The following is a 17,657-nucleotide window of genomic DNA, read 5'->3' as shown; positions in this document are numbered from 1 at the left end:
CCAGTAAAAAGCACCTCATTAGGTGCTTTTTTTATTGCTTGATTAAGAAACAAATCATGTTTACAAACCGAGTTCTTTCCACATAAGTTCAATTTCCTGGAGCAGGGCGGGCACCCATCACCTTAAAACCATTCGAGAAAATAAGCGCTGGAGTACCACTTAAATCTAAAGTTTGGCCTAAACTTAAATTACGCTCAATCGGGTTGGCACAGCTTTTATTTGCAGCGGGTTGAATGCCTTTACTGATCAGGTTTGACCAGGCTAAAGCTGGATCTTTCTCACAAAATACCTGTTTGGAAACAGCCACAGATTGGCTTTTGATCGGGTAGATAAAGGTATAGATAGTGACATTATTTAACTTGCTTATTTCAGTCTCAAGTTGTTTGCAATACGGGCAATTTGGGTCAGAAAAGATGGCGATCTGACGTTTACCATTACCTCGCACCGTTTTAATTGCATCCTGAAAAGGCAATTTTTTCCAGTCAATACTGTTTTGTTTAAGCATTAAATCTTTGGTCAGGTTTTTCTGATCAGTTAAACGGAACATCGAACCTACCAGAATGTGCTGGGCATCTTCCCCTAAATACACCACTTGCCCATCCATTGAACCGCTATAAATTCCTTTCATCTCGGTGGTTTGGATATTTTCAATTTTTAATTTCGGATGTTGCTTACTCAGGTTGGCTTTAACCGTATCGACATTTGCTAAAGTTAAGGTGGAAATTAAACTCACCAAGGCACATGCCAATGTTTTTTTAATCATCTGTTTTGCTCATTACTTTAAACTATTTCCAGCTGATTCTACTCAAAAACCAGCCAGATAATCTTAAAAGTTTTGCTGCCCTTACGCAAAGCACACATATTTACCCACCAAGGTTTCACGTGGAACATTAACCCGATTTATATCGGATTAATTTCTACTGAAATATGCACAATTTCCTCATGAATGGATAAGGCTTCACGAACCTGATCGGCATTCAAATCAGAATCAGTAGCTAAAGCTAAAATACAGGAAAATTTGCCTTTACCCACTTTCCAGACATGTAGGTCGGTAATTTCTACCACTGGAAATTCTGCAAGCACTTCGCGTATTTCCTCCACCACCGGATGATCCATTTCAGCATCGAGTAAGGTTTTTCCGGTTTCTTTGATCAGACCCAAGGCCCATTTGGCCACCAAAATTGAACCCAGAATCCCCAATACCGCATCAAGAAAATTCCAGCCCAAATATTTGGCTGCAAACAGTGCCACAATGGCAAATACCGAAGTCACAGCATCTGCCACCACATGCATAAAGGCCGCTTTCTGGTTTAAATCATGGTGATGATGTTCATGCTGATGGTTATCTTCATGATGGTGATGGTGATGGTGATCATCATGCAGCAACCACGCGCAAATTAAATTAATCACCAGACCTAAAATGGCAATCGAAATGGCCTGGTTATAATGAATGGCAACCGGATTCAGTAGTCGTTCTACAGACTGAAATGCCATAAAGAGTGCCACCACCATCAATAAGATTGCACTGCTATAGCCAGCTAAAATTTCTATTTTCCAGGTACCAAAACTAAAACGGTGATCTTGGGCATAATAACGGGCAGATCGATAAGCAAAATAAGCCAGCCCCAGTGCCAGCATATGCGAACTCATGTGCCAGCCATCCGCCAGCAAGGCCATCGAATTGTAAATCCATCCACCAGCTACTTCTAATAACATCATCACTGCCGTTAGAATGGTCGCTAATAGAATGCGTTTTTGTGCAAGTGGATTACCTTCATCAAACTGATGACTATGAGCTCGGTTTAAGGGGACTTTTTGCATAATCTTGTTTTTCAATATACTCCCCCATAGTATATTTATTTTTGGAGAAAAATGTTGGGTCATTTACATCAAGACAAGAAAATTCAGAACCGAGTCAAACGTTTACAAGGACAAATCAATGCTGTAGAGCACGCTCTGAATGATCCGGAGTATTCCTGTATGAGTGTTTTACAGCAAGTGGCAGCCGTTAAAGGGGCGGTAAATGGTCTGATGAATGAGCTTATCGAAGCGCATTTGCGTCATCACGTGATTGGAGAACAGACTGAAATTAATGAACAGGAAATGGTAGAATTTCTCAAATTATTAAAGCGTTATGGGTAAATCTTTACATCATATAAATTGACCCTTAAAGTGGATTGCGCTAAAACTTCAGATATAGCTCTTATATTTTCTCAATATGTGAAATTTAGTCTGTTAGCTCACATATTTTTGCGATCCTCTAAATGACACATTCTCAATCATGGCGACCTTTTATCATGGTCAGCCTGGCACTTTGTATTGGAACGATGGGGACGGCACTGGCCAGCCCTTTATATCTCATCTATCGGCAACTTTGGCATCTGTTGCCGAGTCATATCACCTATATTTTTGTCACCTATATGTTAGGCTGTTTAGCCACGCTCCTGTTTTTAGGCCGGACCAGTAACAGCATTGGCTTTTTAAAAACCTTAGAACTGGGTTTGGTCATCATTACCCTTGGGCTTCTACTGTCCATGTTCGCAAATAATGTGCTATGGCTGTCTTTGGGGCGTTTTATTATTGGAATTGCCTCGGGATTAATGACCACCTCGGCATTGATTGGACTGATGTGGAGTATTCCTGAATCACATAAAAACCATGCACCCCAGCTCAGCTCGGTGATTACCGCCGTTGGTTTTGGTCTAGGCCCACTGGTCGGTGGACTCATTGCCCAGTTTTCTGCTACACCGCTATTTACCCCGTATATTCCTGTCATTGTTGGGGCAGTGTTGTGCTTCGTAGGCTTGTTACGTCTGCCACAGCTTAAATTTAGCGCACAGACGTTCTCGATTGCCCCGCATTTAGAACGTCCTGAAGTAAAATTTCATGCTGAGTTTTATATTACCGGTTTGACTGCCTTTTGTGCCTTTGCAGCGTTTAGCCTATTCGCTTCGCTTTCTCCCTCATTTGTACAGTTCATCATTCCTTGGCATGGTCCTTTGGTCAGTGGATTGGCCATTACCTGCATTTTGCTGATTTCTGCCATGGTACAGTATTTTTCCAGATCAATTCCTGCAAGAAAATGCCTAAATTATGGGCTGTATACGCTGTTGTTCAGTTTATTGATCCTGGGATTATGTATATATCCACACTGGAGTTTTCTTTTTTTTATCAGTGATGTACTGGTTGGCGTAGGTCATGGATTAGCCCTGATCGGGGCATTTGGTTTAATTCATGCCATGACCAACCTGCACAACCTGGCTGCGGTGATGTCGACCTATTTATTTGTCGCATATTTAGGCACCATTTTACCCATTCTTGCCGTGGGTTATCTTGCCGATCATTTTGGTTTAACCGCCGGCATACTCAGTTTTTGTGCTGCGTGCTGTTTACTGTGCTTGTATCTGTTAATTTGGTATAAAAAAATTGAGTCTGAAACACCTTGCGCTTAAACCAGCTCAAAAAATGGAATAGGAAGGGTAATTATGGTGACGCAAGTCCTGTGGGATTAAATCAATAAAGCCATAACAGAGCAGTTTTTATATTTCGCCTTCTCATCCCCTCATTTTCCAGAATTGGGTTGATATTCCAGCTCTTTGATTAAAAAATAATTCAAGAAAGTACGAATTACCGCAATGATGGCCAATTTAATTAAGCTATCCAGATCTGGGTCGACAGTGGTGGCTAAAATATCTGCGGCTAACTGAAATTCAAGTGCGGTAGCGAGCCAGTCTCCAAAACAATAACGTGCTGTGCGACCTGATTTAAGCTGAATTAATACCATCGAGGTTTTGATCAAGCCAATGATTACACACACCACTGAAATCATTTCTAAAAATAATTGGAGGAAATGAACCCAGGAGACTAAGAGTTCACGCAAAAACATGACATCAAACATTCAACACCTCCATAAAAGATTTTACTGCTCACTTTTTAATATTCGTATCTGTCCAAGCCTCAATGCTAAACGATCCTCTTCAGCTTTAATGATCTTACTCACATCTCCAGATTGTAGGTTCATTCTCAAAATGCTTAAACGCATTGTATTCATGCTCGGCAAGATTGAATTGCCCAATTTTCATTCAGGCATTTTCTTATCTAGTGACTAATAACCGAATAAAATATCATGCCATCAGATGGATTTTGAACATACCCTGAATCACTCAATGATATAAAAAAAGCACTAAGTTATTAAAACTTAATGCTATTTAATTCAAATTAAAACTTACTGGAATATAGGGATAATTTTAAATTACTTTCCAATACAGAATGATCCAAAGATCTTGCCCAACAAGTCATCTGCACTAAAGTCACCGGTAATTTCACCCAAGGCATTTTGCGCCAGTCGCAGGGATTCCGCTACCAATTCACCCGCATGGAACACCACTAGCTGCTCATGTGCTTCTGCAAGGTAGTGCTGAGTACGCTTCATTGCGTCTAAATGACGGGTACGGGCAATAAAGGTATCTTCTTCCGGCTGGAAGCCTGCATGCGCTGTAATCGCTTCTATGAGTGACTGGACCCCGGTTTCCTGCTTGGCAGACACGGTAATATGACGAAATCCCTGATAATCGCCAATTGCAGCGACTGCACCAGTTAAATCACACTTGTTGGCAATCAGCATTAAACGGCGCGGTTCCAGATGTTCGGCAAAATAGTTTTGTGCCAATTGCAGCGGATCTTCTCCCTGGCTTAAGTCATAGACCAGCAGCAACAAATCGGCCTGTTCAATTTCTTTAATTGCGCGGCGGATGCCTTCTTTTTCCACCACATCGCCGGTTTCACGCAGACCTGCAGTATCGGTCAGGGTGATCGGCAAGCCATTTAAAGTGATTTTTTCATGCAACACGTCACGGGTGGTCCCGGCAATATCGGTCACAATGGCGCGCTCATTTCCCGCCAGAGTATTCAACAAGGAAGATTTACCTGCATTCGGTTTACCCGCAATCACCACCTGTAAACCTTCACGCAATAACTGGCCTTGTCGTGCCGAGGTTTGCACGGCAGCAACTGAACGTTGTACCTCTTCCAGCAAGGTTAAAATTTTGCCGTCTGCCAAAAAGTCGATTTCTTCTTCCGGGAAATCAATCGCAGCTTCCACATGCAGGCGCAAATGAATCAATTTTTCTAATACGGTATTGACCCGGGTAGAGAAGGCGCCTTGTAACGAGCGTACTGCAGAACGTGCTGCAGCTTGTGAAGTAGCATCAATCAGGTCGGCAATCGCCTCGGCTTGCACCAGATCCAGTTTGCCATTTTCAAAGGCACGCATGGAAAATTCACCCGCTTTGGCAGCGGTTGCACCCAGCTCCAGTAAACGGCCAAGTAAAGCATTTTGAATCACGGGGCCGCCATGACCTTGCAGCTCCACCACATCTTCACCGGTAAACGAATGTGGATTAGGGAAGCAAATCGCCAAGCCTTCATCCATCACTTCACCCGAAGCATCATAAAACTGACGGAAACCGGCAAAACGGGCTTTAGGCAAGGCTTTTTGAGTCAAAGCTTCTGCAATGGCATAAGATTTCGGACCAGACAGACGAATCACCCCCACGCCACCCCGCCCAGGCGGAGTTGCAATCGCAGCAATCGTAGTAAGGTTTTGCATAAAATTCACCTAAAAAAATCCCAAATCACAGCCAAAGAAAAATCCGCCTAAGATTACCATCTTAAGCGGATTTATTCAGCTATTCGCAATCAGTCGTTACTTAAACAACTTCACGCTTTTCGCGTTCTTTCGCCACACCTTTGTTGATCAGGCTTTGCTGCAAGATGGTAATACTGTTGTTGACAATCCAGTACAACACCAAGCCCGCAGGGAAGAACAACATAAATACGGTGAAGATAATTGGCATGATCTTGAAGACTTTCGCCTGCATCGGATCAGCCGGCTGCGGATTTAAAGACTGCTGGATAAACATGGTTAAACCCATCAATAACGGCAGGATAAACCACGGATCCATGGCAGATAAATCTTGAATCCAAGCCAACCAAGGTGCATGACGAAGTTCTACAGACTCCATCAATACCCAGTACAAGGCCAGGAAAATCGGCATTTGTAACAGCAATGGCAAGCAACCAGAAAGTGGGTTCACTTGTTCACGCTTATACAGTGCCATCATTTCTTGCGAGAAACGCATACGGTCTTCGCCGAACTCTTCTTTCATGCGCTGCATTTCTGGTGCAATCACACGCATTTTCGCCATAGAACGGTAGCTCTTAGACGATAATGGCCAAAGAATCAGTTTTACCAGTACAGTCAACAGGATAATTGACCAGCCCCAGTTACCAACAATGTTATGGAAGAACTGAAGGCCCAAGAACAATAATTTGGCAATTGGCCACAACCAGCCATAATCCACGGTTTGATTCAAGCCTACAGCCAGGTCTTTCAATTCAGACTGTACTTTAGGACCTGAATAGAACGTCGCATCCACTTCCGCAGTGGTACCGGCCGGCACATTGATGGTCGGTGAAGTGAAACCAATAATGTTCATGTTATCGGTAGATTGGCGAGATTCCAGTTTTGCAGTATAAGGCTGACCATTGGCTTGGGTCAGTTTCAGATCCCCTGGAATCCAGGCACTGACAAAATAATGCTGCACGACAGCAACCCAGCCACCTTTGGCTTCGACATTCAATTTTTCTTCATTGAAGTTGTCAAATTTCAGCTTGTTATAATGTTCGTCAGGCGTACCCCAAGCACCACCTAAGAACGTTCCTAAAGTGAAAATACCTTGGGAAGATTTACCTGGATCATCCGAGTTATCCCGCTTGATTTGACCAAACATCTGACCTTGCCAGTTCTGGCCACTACGGTTTACTACCTTGTGGTTCACAATAATCGGATATTCACCTTGTTTGAAGGTAAAGGTTTTAATGATCTCAACGCCATCGGCAGTTTTATAAACCATCGGTACCGATAAAACTTTTTCCGCCTGACCATCTTTGGTTGTTTCTGCTTTGGCATCCGCCAGGGTATAAGAGGCTTTTTCAGTTTCATATACCGGACGACCATTACGGTTACTGTCTGGTCCATTCAAACCAATCAAGCCAGACTGAGCAACATAAGTACGTTTTGCATCGCTTTCCAGCATCACAAACGGCGCATCACTGTCTTTATCTTTATCATGGTTCAATAATTCAATACGAACAATGTCACCACCTTTAGGATTAATCCAAAGATGATAAAGGTCAGTTTGTACTGAAATAAGCTGTTGACTTACAGGTGCAGTAGCATCTGTTGTAGTTTGCTGAGTCGCAATATTCGCTTGAGGCATGTCAGACGCAGTAGTCGCGGTTTGACCATTTGGCAAATCTGCAGATACTTCATGTGAAACAACGGCAGTTTCTTGCTGCGCTTTAGTTTCTGCATGACCATAATCTTTTTGCCAAGCCAAAATAAGCAAATATGCGACGACAAACATGGCCCCTAGAATTGCAAACCTGGCCCATTGTTGCATATCTATTATCCCAAGTAGTTAGAGTGATTTCGGTTCAATAAACGATCACGAAAGGGTACAACAACGTGAAGCATTTGAGAATCTATTTGCTGAAATGAAATAAAACGAATTGCTTTTGGCGGAACAGGATCATAACCCGAGCCACCCCAAGGATGACAACGACAAATACGTTTGGTAGCTAACCACGCACCACGCACAGCACCATGCGAATGGACTGCTTCTAAAGAATATTGAGAACATGTTGGAATATAACGACAGCGGGGTCCCAATAAAGGACTAATCGCGATCTGATAGAATCGAATCAACCAATGCAGTAAACGTACCATTGGCCATCTCTACTTTTGTGGGGAGGGAGCTATCTTTTTATGCTTATTGGCAAGGCGTTGCAATTTCTGCCAAGCAAATTGTAATTGCTGTTGCAATTCTGCATTAGGGATTGATTCAATGCCGACTTTAGGCATGACCACAATATCTAATAAATCTAATTGCTGCTGATGCAGGCGAAAACTTTCGCGCGCAAGACGTTTTACTCTATTTCTTTCATGTGCACGACGCACTTTCTTCTTAGCAACAACAATACCCAAACGGCTTTTCGGCTGTTCGGAATTTTTGGCAAGAAATAGGAAATGGGGTTGATGCACTTTAAAAAGCGCACCATCAAACACACTTTTATAATCGGCAGCACAGCGTATACGTACCTCTGTGCTGAAGCCATAAAGTGTCATAACACCCAAAATCGCAATAACTTAACTAATTAAACAGTTAAGCTATGACGACCTTTTGCACGACGACGAGCTAATACTTGACGACCAGCTTTAGTAGCCATACGAGCACGGAAACCATGAACACGCTTACGCTTTAATTCTGATGGTTGGAATGTACGTTTCATATTGAAACTCCAAAAATGATCTTCTATGAAGGTTCGCGATTTTAGTGTTCATTCGGTGAGCTGTCAATCAAAAACAAACTTTCTTTCAAAATAAGGCATTTTTTTTAAAAAAACTGAAAATCTGAGATTTTATATTCCATTCAAAACTGTTTTAATTTTACACACAATATAAGTTGTTGATTAATAATGCAACATAAGTTATAAACAGAAATATTAACAATGTTATCCACAGCTCAATGTTGATAAAATGATTTTCTTTACTTTTGAATTTAAATTTAAAAATATTGAAAGTTATCCCCACCAACTACCGCTCTTATAAATAAATTCAAATTTATAAATTTAAATTTATTATTATTATGGAGCTGTTTTTCTGTGGAAAAGCTATATTTTATTTTTATAAACATAAACTTGTATTGTGGATATCTATGTTTTTATGATTTTATTAAATTGTGGATAACTTTGTGATATATTTTATCCACAGCTTGCGGATAAACTTATCCACACCGCAATTTAAATTTAAATTTAATCGGAAAATTACTTTTTGAGTGATATTTCCTTAATTTTGCCATGACAGATGTGGATAACTTCGATAGAATGGCGACCCGCTTGGTCGGGCTCGCATGATTTTTTTACTAACAATGGAATGAATAGGGGTTTCACATGCTTTGGACAGACTGTCTAACTCGTTTGCGACAAGAGCTTTCGGGAAATGTCTTTACAATGTGGATTCGCCCTCTCGTTGCTGAAGAGCTGAACGATACTTTAAGACTGTATGCGCCTAATCCTTATTGGACCCGTTATATTCAGGAACACCATCTGGAACTGATCACCATTTTGGCTGAACAGATGTCTGAGGGTCGGGTACGTAAAGTTGAAATTCTGGTAGATTCACGCCCAGGCGCGATTTTATCTGCCAATGAACAACCGGCAACGACTACAGCGGCATTACAGTCAGCTCCTGCTGCTGTTTCCAAAGCTAAAAAAGAAAAAGATGAAACAGGCAATAAAAACAGCCGTAAACGTTTACTCAATCCCTTATTTACTTTTTCCCTGTTTGTTGAAGGCCGTTCGAACCAGATGGCAGCGGAAACCTGTCGTAAGGTATTAACCCAATTGGGGGCTTCACAGCATAATCCGTTATTTTTATATGGTCCTACCGGTTTGGGTAAAACCCACCTTATGCAAGCGGTTGGTAATGCTTTATTGCAAGCTAAGCCCAATGCACGGGTGATGTATATGACTGCGGAAAGTTTTGTCCAGGATTTTGTCAGCTCTTTACAGCAAGGCAAAGTGGAAGAGTTTAAAAAGAATTGCCGCTCGCTCGATCTGTTGCTGGTGGATGATATTCATTTGCTGGCAGGTAAAGAAGCCAGTCTGGTCGAGTTCTTTTATACCTTTAACGCCTTATTGGATGAGTCGAAACAGATTATTTTAACTTCCGACCGTTATCCGAAAGAACTCACCGAACTAGATGCACGTCTGGTTTCACGTTTTTCATGGGGATTATCGGTTGGAGTGGAGCCACCGGATATTGAAACCCGGATTGAAATTTTGCTGAAAAAAGCGGAAAGCAGTGGGGTGGAGTTACCACGTAACTGTGCCTTGTTTATTGCCCAGCAAGTGGTGGCCAATGTCCGTGAACTGGAAGGTGCACTCAACAAAGTCGTGGCGATTTCCCGTTTTAAAGGTACGCCGATCGATCTGGAGGTGGTACGTGAATCCTTAAAAGACGTGCTGGCTATTCGTGCGCGTACCATCAGTACTGAAAATATCCAGCGTGTGGTGAGTGAGTATTTCCGTATTCCTTTAAAAGAAATTGTCGGTCCGAAACGTACCCGTATTTATGCCCGTCCACGTCAGCTTGCGATGGGCTTGGCACGTGAACTGACTGGAGATAGTTTTCCAGAAATTGGTATGGCTTTTGGTGGGCGCGATCACAGTACTGTCATGCATGCCTGTGAAAAAGTGATCAGCCTGCGTGAGGAAGATCCGATCTTTAATGAAGACTATAAAAACTTGCAACGGCTGTTGCAAAGCTGATCCATTTTGATCAAATTCTATTCTTGCAATGCGGCATATTCTGCCGCATAGTACAGTGCTAAAAACACATTTATTTATTTTAATCTTCAGTTGTTAGAGGAATGTACCGTGCGTTTGAAAATCGCGAAAGAAAGCTTACTTAATGTTCTGTCACATGTCGTAGGAGCGGTTGAACGTCGCCATACTTTAAACATTCTGTCTAACGTAAAAATTCAAGTGAATCATGAATCCTTAACCATTACCGGTTCCGATCTGGAAGTGGAATTGGTGGCCAGTACAACATTGGCTGAAGGGGCGTGTCTGCAAGCAGGTGAAACCACTGTACCGGCACGTAAACTGATGGACATCTGCAAGTCTTTGCCTGCTGCTGCCTTGATTGACCTGCAAATCACTGAAGATCGTTGCATTTTAAAATCAGGAAATAGCCGTTTTGTGTTGGGGACTTTGCCTGCTGAAGATTATCCGCTGTTAAGTACTGAAAATGCTCAAGGCACCCAGGTGACCGTGACTCAGCGCGAGTTAAAACGTTTATTTGAAAAAACCGCGTTTGCTATGGCAGTACAGGATGTGCGTTTTTATTTGACTGGTACTTTACTTGAAATTGATCAAAATCAGCTGCGTGCTGTAACGACTGATGGTCACCGTTTGGCACTGTGTGAAACGGCGGCAACTTCAAATACTACTCAAGCCATTCAAGCGATTGTGCCACGTAAAGCCGTAGCAGAATTACAGCGTTTGCTTAGCATTGAAGATGAGCAATTGTCTTTATTGATTGGCCGTGAACTATTAAATGTGACTATTAGCACCCCGAGCCGTGATAAGGAACAGGGCAATATTACCGTTCGTTTTACCACCAAGTTAATTGATGGAAAATTCCCGGATTACCGTCGGGTGATTCCGCGTGGTGGCGATAAAAATGTCTTGATCGCACATGACGTATTCAAGCAATCATTACAGCGTGTAGCGATTCTCAGTAATGAAAAATTACGTGGCGTATTCCTGAATTTTGGTGCCGATTCTTTACAGCTTCGTGCCAATAACCCGGAGCAGGATGAAGCGATTGAAGATCTGGCCATTCAATATGCAGATGCACCAATGGAAATGTCATTCAATGCACAATACCTGTTAGATGTATTGGGTGCTTTGGATGGTGAAGATGTGTCCATGACCATGACGGAAGCGAATCAATCAGTATTGGTACATGATCCAGCGCAACAGGATCAAACCTATGTTGTGATGCCAATGCGTGTTTAATTTGCCGATATTGAATCAGATCAAACTATGCATATTACGCGTCTAAATATAGAACGTGTTCGAAACTTAAAGGCGGTTGCACTCCAGGAGTTGCAGCCGTTTAATGTCTTTTATGGGCAAAATGGCTCAGGTAAAACCTCGATTTTAGAGGCCATTCATTTGCTGGCGACCGGACGTTCTTTTCGCACCCATATTCCTAAAAACTATATCCAGAATGAAACAGGCGATGCGATTGTGTTTGCGCAATCGGCAACAGAAAAAATCGGTATGCAAAAGCTGTTATCGGGTGAGCAGCTGATTAAGGTCAATGGTGATCATATTGCGACCCAAGGACAGCTGGCCAAAATCTTGCCTTTACAGCATATTGATCCACAAAGCACTGACATCATCGATTATGGTGCTAAACCACGCCGACAACTTCTTGACTGGTTGATGTTCCACGTGGAACCAGATTTTTATCATGCTTGGCAGTATTATGCTCGTGCCTTAAAGCAACGCAACAGTTTGCTGAAATCACAAAGAAATCTCAGTCTGAATGATTTAGAGCCGTGGAACAAAATGCTGGCGGAATATGGTGAAATGCTGAATTCGCAGCGTAGCGCTATTGTTGAACAGTGGAAGGTTTATTTTGAGCAGGATTTGCAGCAGTTGTTGCCCAATCTTGCGGTTGAATTGGAATATAGTCCTGGCTTTCATACCGAACAGGGCCTGCTGCATGACTTGACTGTGCATCACCAGAAAGATGTCGATCGCCGTTATACCGAGTATGGACCGCATCGTGCAGATTTACGTTTAAAAACAGCGATGGGAGATGCGGATGTGGTGCTTTCACGCGGTCAGAAAAAGCTGCTAATGATGGCTTTAAAACTGTCACAGATTGCAATGCTACATGCCTGTAATAAGGAAACTGTGGTATTATTAGATGATCTGACAGCAGAATTAGATTTAGCTGCACAACGACGATTAATTGAACGATTAAGCCAACTTGGTAGTCAGGTTTTTATTACTACTTTAGAGCATGAATCAGTCAAAAAACATTTACATGATTTGTCTATTTCATATCAATTATTCAAAGTTGAAAATGGTCAAGTTCAGGTTGTTGTGCCATAACTTTTTAGATTTTACCCATCTTTGGATAGACCTATATTTCACTAGGGAGAAACCATGAGTTCAGAAGATCAAGCTGCTTCTCAAACAGAACCAACCAATGAAAAAGCTTATGATTCCTCTAGTATCAAGGTATTACGTGGCCTCGATGCTGTGCGTAAGCGTCCAGGTATGTATATTGGCGATACTGACGATGGTTCAGGCTTACATCACATGGTGTTTGAGGTGGTCGATAACGCCATCGATGAAGCCTTGGCAGGTCACTGCGACGAAATCCTGGTGACCATCCATGAAGATGAGTCAGTCAGCGTTTCAGATAATGGTCGTGGTATTCCAACCGATATTCACCCTGAAGAAGGGGTTTCTGCAGCAGAAGTGATTTTAACCATTCTGCATGCCGGTGGTAAGTTTGACGATAATAGCTATAAAGTCTCTGGTGGTTTGCACGGTGTAGGTGTTTCTGTAGTGAATGCCTTATCCAGCAAACTTGAATTGACCATTCTCAGAGCTGGCCATATTCACCAACAAGAATATAAACATGGTGATCCGGTTTATCCGCTGAAAGTGGTGGGAGATACTGATAAAACCGGTACCATTGTACGTTTCTGGCCAAGTGCTGAAACCTTTAGCCAAACTATTTTTAATGTCGATATTTTAGCGCGCCGTTTGCGTGAGCTTTCATTCTTGAATGCCGGTGTGCGTATTGTGCTGCGCGATGAACGTATTGACGCGGAACATGTGTTTGATTACGAAGGTGGTTTATCTGAATTTGTAAAATATATCAATCAGGGTAAAACCCATCTGAATGATATTTTTCATTTTACCGTTCAATCAGACAATGGTATTGGTGTAGAAGTTGCCTTGCAATGGAACGATACCTATCAAGAAAACGTGCGCTGTTTTACCAATAACATTCCACAAAAAGATGGTGGGACGCATTTAGCCGGTTTCCGTGCAGCTTTAACCCGTGGCTTAAACAGCTATATGGAAAATGAAAACTTGCTCAAAAAAGAGAAAGTTGCTGTATCGGGTGATGATGCGCGTGAAGGTTTGACCGCGATTGTTTCGGTAAAAGTGCCTGATCCTAAATTCTCTTCACAAACCAAGGAAAAACTGGTTTCAAGTGAAGTGAAGCCTGCGGTAGAGCAGGCGATGAACAAGTCATTCTCGGAATACCTGCTGGAAAATCCGCAAGCGGCAAAATCGATTGCCGGAAAAATTATCGATGCGGCACGTGCGCGTGATGCTGCACGTAAAGCGCGTGAAATGACCCGTCGTAAGAGTGCGCTAGATATCGCCGGCCTGCCAGGTAAATTGGCGGACTGCCAGGAAAAAGACCCGGCATTGTCTGAATTGTACTTAGTCGAAGGTGACTCTGCGGGCGGTTCTGCAAAACAGGGTCGTAACCGTAAGATGCAAGCCATTTTACCGCTGAAAGGTAAAATCCTGAACGTGGAACGTGCGCGCTTTGACAAGATGATCTCGAGTCAGGAAGTCGGTACGCTGATTACGGCCTTGGGCTGCGGTATTGGCCGTGAAGAGTACAATCCGGACAAGTTGCGTTATCACAAAATCATCATCATGACCGATGCTGACGTCGATGGTTCGCACATTCGTACGTTACTGTTGACCTTCTTCTTCCGTCAAATGCCTGAACTGGTGGAACGTGGTTATATCTATATCGCACAGCCACCATTGTATAAGTTGAAAAAAGGTAAGCATGAGCAATATCTTAAAGATAATGATGCTCTGGAAACCTTCCTGATTTCAAATGCAATTGATGATTTATCCTTGCATATTAGTGCTGAATCTCCAGCTATTACCGGTCAAGCACTGGCAAAAGTGATTGAAGATTACCAAGTTTCACAGAAAAGTTTGAATCGTTTAACTCTCCGTTATCCAGCAAGTTTGCTGGATGGTTTGCTGGGCCTGGATGCATTCAAGCTCGACCATAGCCATGATGAAGACTATGTGAAACAGTGGTCTGAACAGTTGCGCGCTGCTATCGAAGCGTATCAGCCAAGTTTACGTCCTGAAATCACGCTTGAACTGTTTGAGAAAGAACACGCAGATGGCAGCAAGGTGGCGCATTACTGGCCACGTGTAACGGTATATGTACACAACTTGCCACACCATTATTTGCTGGATGCTGGCCTGCTGGCTTCAAGTGAATACAAGCGTTTACTGCAAAACTCGAAGAGCTGGTTTACCTTGCTTGAAGATGGTGCTTATTTGCAGAAAGGTGATCGTAAGATTAATGTGGCGACTTTCCATCAGGTTTGGCAGCACATTTTATCTGACTCACGTCGCGGCATGATGATCCAGCGCTATAAAGGACTGGGTGAGATGAATGCGGAACAGCTATGGGAAACCACCATGGATCCTGAAAACCGTAACATGCTGCAAGTGACTATTGACGATGCCATTGAAGCAGATCGCATGTTCTCCTGTTTGATGGGAGATGATGTGGAACCGCGTCGTGCCTTCATTGAAGAAAATGCCCTGAATGCGGATATTGATGCTTGATCTATTGATAAGTGAAATTGTAAACAGCACCCTTCGGGGTGCTTTTTTTATGCTATTTTTATCTTAATCTGATTACCTTTTAGCCATCTTTATTTTTATTAAAATGACTTATTCCTCTGTCATGATGACTCTAAGCAAGAGGAAATCATCATGCAATATGACGAGGTGAGCGCTATGGATCAAGAATTGGAACAGATCCGTGATATCTGGACTGAGGCCTTTTTTAGCGGAAATTATGAGGTCCTTGCTCAGTATGAACATGAACAGTTCAAGGTGGTCTACGAGCAGGAAGGTCGTGTAGAAAGCAATTTTGTCCGCTATGACAGGATTGCTCATGCCGTAAAAAATGGTGTCTGGAAGCCGCAAAAACCCGCAGTTGAGTTTGAAGAATTTGATTATGATAAAGATTTGAAGCATTGCAAAGTCTTGATTGGCTTGCAGGATCAGAAACAGATTCAGGAATCATGGGTCAATCAGGGCGCTTGGAAAATTATCGAACTCAGGTTTTTAAAACGTAAGAAAACCGCTCAAAATAAATAATAAAACTTAATCCAAATAGAAAACATAAGGAAAAACTCATGTGGATAACTTGCTAAACCATCAGTTTAGTGGATTAGAAAAATTAAAATTAACTTATCCACAAGATAAAATAATCTTTTATTTTAAATTTAAACTGGAATTTTGAAGGGTTGTGGATAAGATTTTTAAATTTAAAATCTTGTTTTAAATTTATTTTAAGATGATTTTGAATTTAAAACTTGATGGTGTTGTTCAATTGAAAATAAATCGCTATAGCTGGCTAAAATGACTATCGAGAAGGGACGTTTAGAAAAATTAAAAAATCGCAGTACAACTTTAAAATTGTACTGCGATTATAAAATAAGCATTGCTTTAGCTTGGCTTAAGAATAGAAAAATGCCTTATTCAAAAGAACTTTCCAGCTCTTCCAGTTCCATCATCAGCTCTAGCATTTGTTCTTCCGCAGTTTCCAGTTCACTTTTTAACTTGGCTTGTTCATTCATCAATTTAAGTAAATCATCTTTACGATTTGCTTCATAGATTGCCGTATCAGCCAGTAATACTTCAATTTCAGTTAAACGTGCTTGCAGCTTGGTCATCTGTGCTTCATTTTTTTCAATATTTTTACGAATTGGGCGGATCATTTCACGGCGTCGTGCGGTTTCTTTACGTTGCGCTTCTTTATCGAGCTTGGATATTGCCGGTTTTACTTCTACTTGCGACTTCACCGGTTCAGCAGATTTTTGACCATTTTTGATCATCTCGATACGTGCCTGACGTAACCAATCCGCATATGCAACCAGATCACCATCAAATTCACGACATTGACCATTGTGGACCAATAACAATTCATCGCATACGCTGGCAATCAGTTGACGCTCATGCGATACCAATACCACAGCACCTTCAAAGTCTTGTAAAGCCATGGTCAGGGCATGACGCATATCCAGGTCCAAATGGTTGGTCGGTTCATCCAGAATCAACACGTTTGGACGTTGCCATACAATTAAAGCCAAAGCTAAACGTGCACGCTCACCACCGGAGAAGCCTTCACTTGGTGTATCCATACGTTCGCCACTAAAGCCAAAACTTCCCAGGAATGCACGTAAAGTTGCTTCACTGATTTTTTTGTCCGCGATTCTTGACAATTGCAGCATTGGACTGGCACTACCATCCAGGGCATCCATTTGATGCTGGGCAAAATAACCAATATTCAGCAATTCAGAATCTTTGCGTGTCCCTTTGAGTAGTTTCAGGTCACCGACTAAAGATTTGATCAGCGTCGACTTACCTGCACCATTCATCCCAAGTAAACCGATACGGCTGCTGGGGGTGATTTGTAGATTGACATTGGTCACAATCAACTTATCGCCATAACCAATATCTGCATGTTCCAGTTGCAGCAGAGGCGAGCTCATTTTAGTCGGTTCACGGAAACTGAAGGTAAACGGTGTATCGACATGCGCAGCAGAAAGTTCCTGCATACGTTCTAATTGTTTAATCCGGCTTTGAGCCTGTTTGGCTTTGGTGGCTTTGGCCTTAAAGCGGTCAATAAATTTTTGTAAATGTGCCCGCGTTTCAAGCTGTTTTTCATAAGCTTGTTGTTGCTGTGCCAGACGTTCACTACGGGTACGTTCAAAGGTGGAATAATTTCCGGTGTATAAAATGAGTTCTTGGTTTTCGATATGTAAAATATGATCGGTAACGGCATCCAGGAAATCACGGTCATGTGAAATTAAAATCAGGGTGCCTTCATAAGCTTTTAACCAGTCTTCCAGCCATAAAATTGCATCTAAGTCTAGATGGTTGGTCGGTTCGTCCAGTAACAGCAAGTCTGAACGGCTCATCAGCGTACGGGC

General features: G+C 42.3%; 14 protein-coding genes and 2 pseudogenes. 7 read left to right on the top strand and 9 right to left on the bottom strand.

Annotated features, from left to right (window positions below; translation table 11 throughout):
• Positions 1-60: 60 nt before the first annotated feature.
• Positions 61-763 (bottom strand): annotated as a pseudogene (locus B4C48_RS13645) (DsbC family protein).
• A gap of 81 nt (positions 764-844) precedes the next feature.
• Positions 845-1,821: pseudogene (gene dmeF, locus B4C48_RS13640) on the bottom strand (CDF family Co(II)/Ni(II) efflux transporter DmeF).
• 54 nt (positions 1,822-1,875) lie between these two features.
• On the opposite strand from dmeF, the gene B4C48_RS13635 reads away from it, so the two are divergent.
• On the top strand, positions 1,876-2,142 hold the full coding sequence (locus tag B4C48_RS13635) for a metal/formaldehyde-sensitive transcriptional repressor (RefSeq protein ID WP_291357459.1): 267 nt from the start codon (positions 1,876-1,878) through the stop codon (positions 2,140-2,142).
• A 122-nt stretch (positions 2,143-2,264) separates the two neighbouring features.
• Positions 2,265-3,452, top strand: coding sequence for an MFS transporter (locus tag B4C48_RS13630; RefSeq protein ID WP_291357419.1), 1,188 nt, complete (start codon positions 2,265-2,267; stop codon positions 3,450-3,452).
• 110 nt (positions 3,453-3,562) lie between these two features.
• Here B4C48_RS13630 and B4C48_RS13625 read toward each other — a convergent pair whose 3' ends face one another.
• The 6 genes from B4C48_RS13625 to rpmH all read right to left on the bottom strand — a co-directional run bounded on the left by B4C48_RS13625 (position 3,563) and on the right by rpmH (position 8,352).
• Complete coding sequence (locus B4C48_RS13625) at positions 3,563-3,898, bottom strand: DUF1622 domain-containing protein (RefSeq protein ID WP_291357417.1); 336 nt, start codon at positions 3,896-3,898, stop codon at positions 3,563-3,565.
• 354 nt (positions 3,899-4,252) lie between these two features.
• Positions 4,253-5,608 carry a tRNA uridine-5-carboxymethylaminomethyl(34) synthesis GTPase MnmE gene (gene mnmE / locus B4C48_RS13620; protein WP_291357415.1) on the bottom strand — a complete coding sequence of 452 codons (1,356 nt, stop codon included), beginning with the start codon at positions 5,606-5,608 and terminating at the stop codon, positions 4,253-4,255.
• Positions 5,609-5,708: 100 nt separating this feature from the next.
• Positions 5,709-7,463, bottom strand: coding sequence for a membrane protein insertase YidC (yidC, locus tag B4C48_RS13615; RefSeq protein WP_291357413.1), 1,755 nt, complete (start codon positions 7,461-7,463; stop codon positions 5,709-5,711).
• A 5-nt stretch (positions 7,464-7,468) separates the two neighbouring features.
• Positions 7,469-7,789, bottom strand: a complete 321-nt coding sequence (yidD, locus tag B4C48_RS13610) for a membrane protein insertion efficiency factor YidD (protein ID WP_291357412.1) — start codon at positions 7,787-7,789, stop codon at positions 7,469-7,471.
• Between the two features lie 9 nt (positions 7,790-7,798).
• Positions 7,799-8,188 (bottom strand): ribonuclease P protein component, encoded by a 390-nt coding sequence (gene rnpA / locus B4C48_RS13605; RefSeq protein WP_291357410.1) that lies wholly within the window; start codon positions 8,186-8,188, stop codon positions 7,799-7,801.
• A 29-nt stretch (positions 8,189-8,217) separates the two neighbouring features.
• The gene (rpmH, locus tag B4C48_RS13600; RefSeq protein ID WP_000831329.1) at positions 8,218-8,352 is read right to left on the bottom strand and encodes a 50S ribosomal protein L34; all 135 of its coding nucleotides are present in this window, start codon (positions 8,350-8,352) and stop codon (positions 8,218-8,220) included.
• Between the two features lie 660 nt (positions 8,353-9,012).
• Here rpmH and dnaA point away from each other — a divergent pair.
• The 5 genes from dnaA (at position 9,013) to B4C48_RS13575 (ending at position 15,819) form a co-directional block, all read left to right on the top strand.
• Positions 9,013-10,392, top strand: a complete 1,380-nt coding sequence (gene dnaA, locus B4C48_RS13595; RefSeq protein WP_291357408.1) for a chromosomal replication initiator protein DnaA — start codon at positions 9,013-9,015, stop codon at positions 10,390-10,392.
• 108 nt (positions 10,393-10,500) lie between these two features.
• Positions 10,501-11,646, top strand: coding sequence for a DNA polymerase III subunit beta (gene dnaN / locus B4C48_RS13590; RefSeq protein ID WP_291357406.1), 1,146 nt, complete (start codon positions 10,501-10,503; stop codon positions 11,644-11,646).
• Between the two features lie 27 nt (positions 11,647-11,673).
• The gene (gene recF, locus B4C48_RS13585) at positions 11,674-12,756 is read left to right on the top strand and encodes a DNA replication/repair protein RecF (RefSeq protein WP_291357404.1); all 1,083 of its coding nucleotides are present in this window, start codon (positions 11,674-11,676) and stop codon (positions 12,754-12,756) included.
• A 54-nt stretch (positions 12,757-12,810) separates the two neighbouring features.
• Positions 12,811-15,279, top strand: coding sequence for a DNA topoisomerase (ATP-hydrolyzing) subunit B (gene gyrB / locus B4C48_RS13580; RefSeq protein WP_291357402.1), 2,469 nt, complete (start codon positions 12,811-12,813; stop codon positions 15,277-15,279).
• Between the two features lie 174 nt (positions 15,280-15,453).
• Positions 15,454-15,819 (top strand): hypothetical protein, encoded by a 366-nt coding sequence (locus tag B4C48_RS13575; RefSeq protein WP_291357457.1) that lies wholly within the window; start codon positions 15,454-15,456, stop codon positions 15,817-15,819.
• A gap of 380 nt (positions 15,820-16,199) precedes the next feature.
• Here the strand turns inward: B4C48_RS13575 and B4C48_RS13570 are convergent.
• The coding region (locus B4C48_RS13570) for an ATP-binding cassette domain-containing protein (RefSeq protein ID WP_291357400.1) at positions 16,200-17,657 on the bottom strand (1,458 nt) is incomplete at its 5' end.

This window comes from Acinetobacter sp. UBA3106, from assembly GCA_002365595.1.
In the GTDB taxonomy this organism is placed as follows: domain Bacteria; phylum Pseudomonadota; class Gammaproteobacteria; order Pseudomonadales; family Moraxellaceae; genus Acinetobacter.
Note: the sequence above shows the minus strand (reverse complement) of the source record. Positions and strands in the feature narration are given on the sequence as shown.

Excerpts from the sequence above, each read along its gene's own strand:
- B4C48_RS13630 (WP_291357419.1), top strand. The coding sequence starts at position 2,265 with ATGACACATTCTCAATCATGGCGACCTTTTATCATGGTCAGCCTGGCA.
- B4C48_RS13625 (WP_291357417.1), bottom strand. The coding sequence starts at position 3,898 with ATGTTTGATGTCATGTTTTTGCGTGAACTCTTAGTCTCCTGGGTTCAT.
- mnmE (WP_291357415.1), bottom strand. The coding sequence starts at position 5,608 with ATGCAAAACCTTACTACGATTGCTGCGATTGCAACTCCGCCTGGGCGG.
- yidC (WP_291357413.1), bottom strand. The coding sequence starts at position 7,463 with ATGCAACAATGGGCCAGGTTTGCAATTCTAGGGGCCATGTTTGTCGTC.
- yidD (WP_291357412.1), bottom strand. The coding sequence starts at position 7,789 with ATGGTACGTTTACTGCATTGGTTGATTCGATTCTATCAGATCGCGATT.
- rnpA (WP_291357410.1), bottom strand. The coding sequence starts at position 8,188 with ATGACACTTTATGGCTTCAGCACAGAGGTACGTATACGCTGTGCTGCC.
- rpmH (WP_000831329.1), bottom strand. The coding sequence starts at position 8,352 with ATGAAACGTACATTCCAACCATCAGAATTAAAGCGTAAGCGTGTTCAT.
- dnaA (WP_291357408.1), top strand. The coding sequence starts at position 9,013 with ATGCTTTGGACAGACTGTCTAACTCGTTTGCGACAAGAGCTTTCGGGA.
- recF (WP_291357404.1), top strand. The coding sequence starts at position 11,674 with ATGCATATTACGCGTCTAAATATAGAACGTGTTCGAAACTTAAAGGCG.
- gyrB (WP_291357402.1), top strand. The coding sequence starts at position 12,811 with ATGAGTTCAGAAGATCAAGCTGCTTCTCAAACAGAACCAACCAATGAA.
- B4C48_RS13575 (WP_291357457.1), top strand. The coding sequence starts at position 15,454 with ATGGATCAAGAATTGGAACAGATCCGTGATATCTGGACTGAGGCCTTT.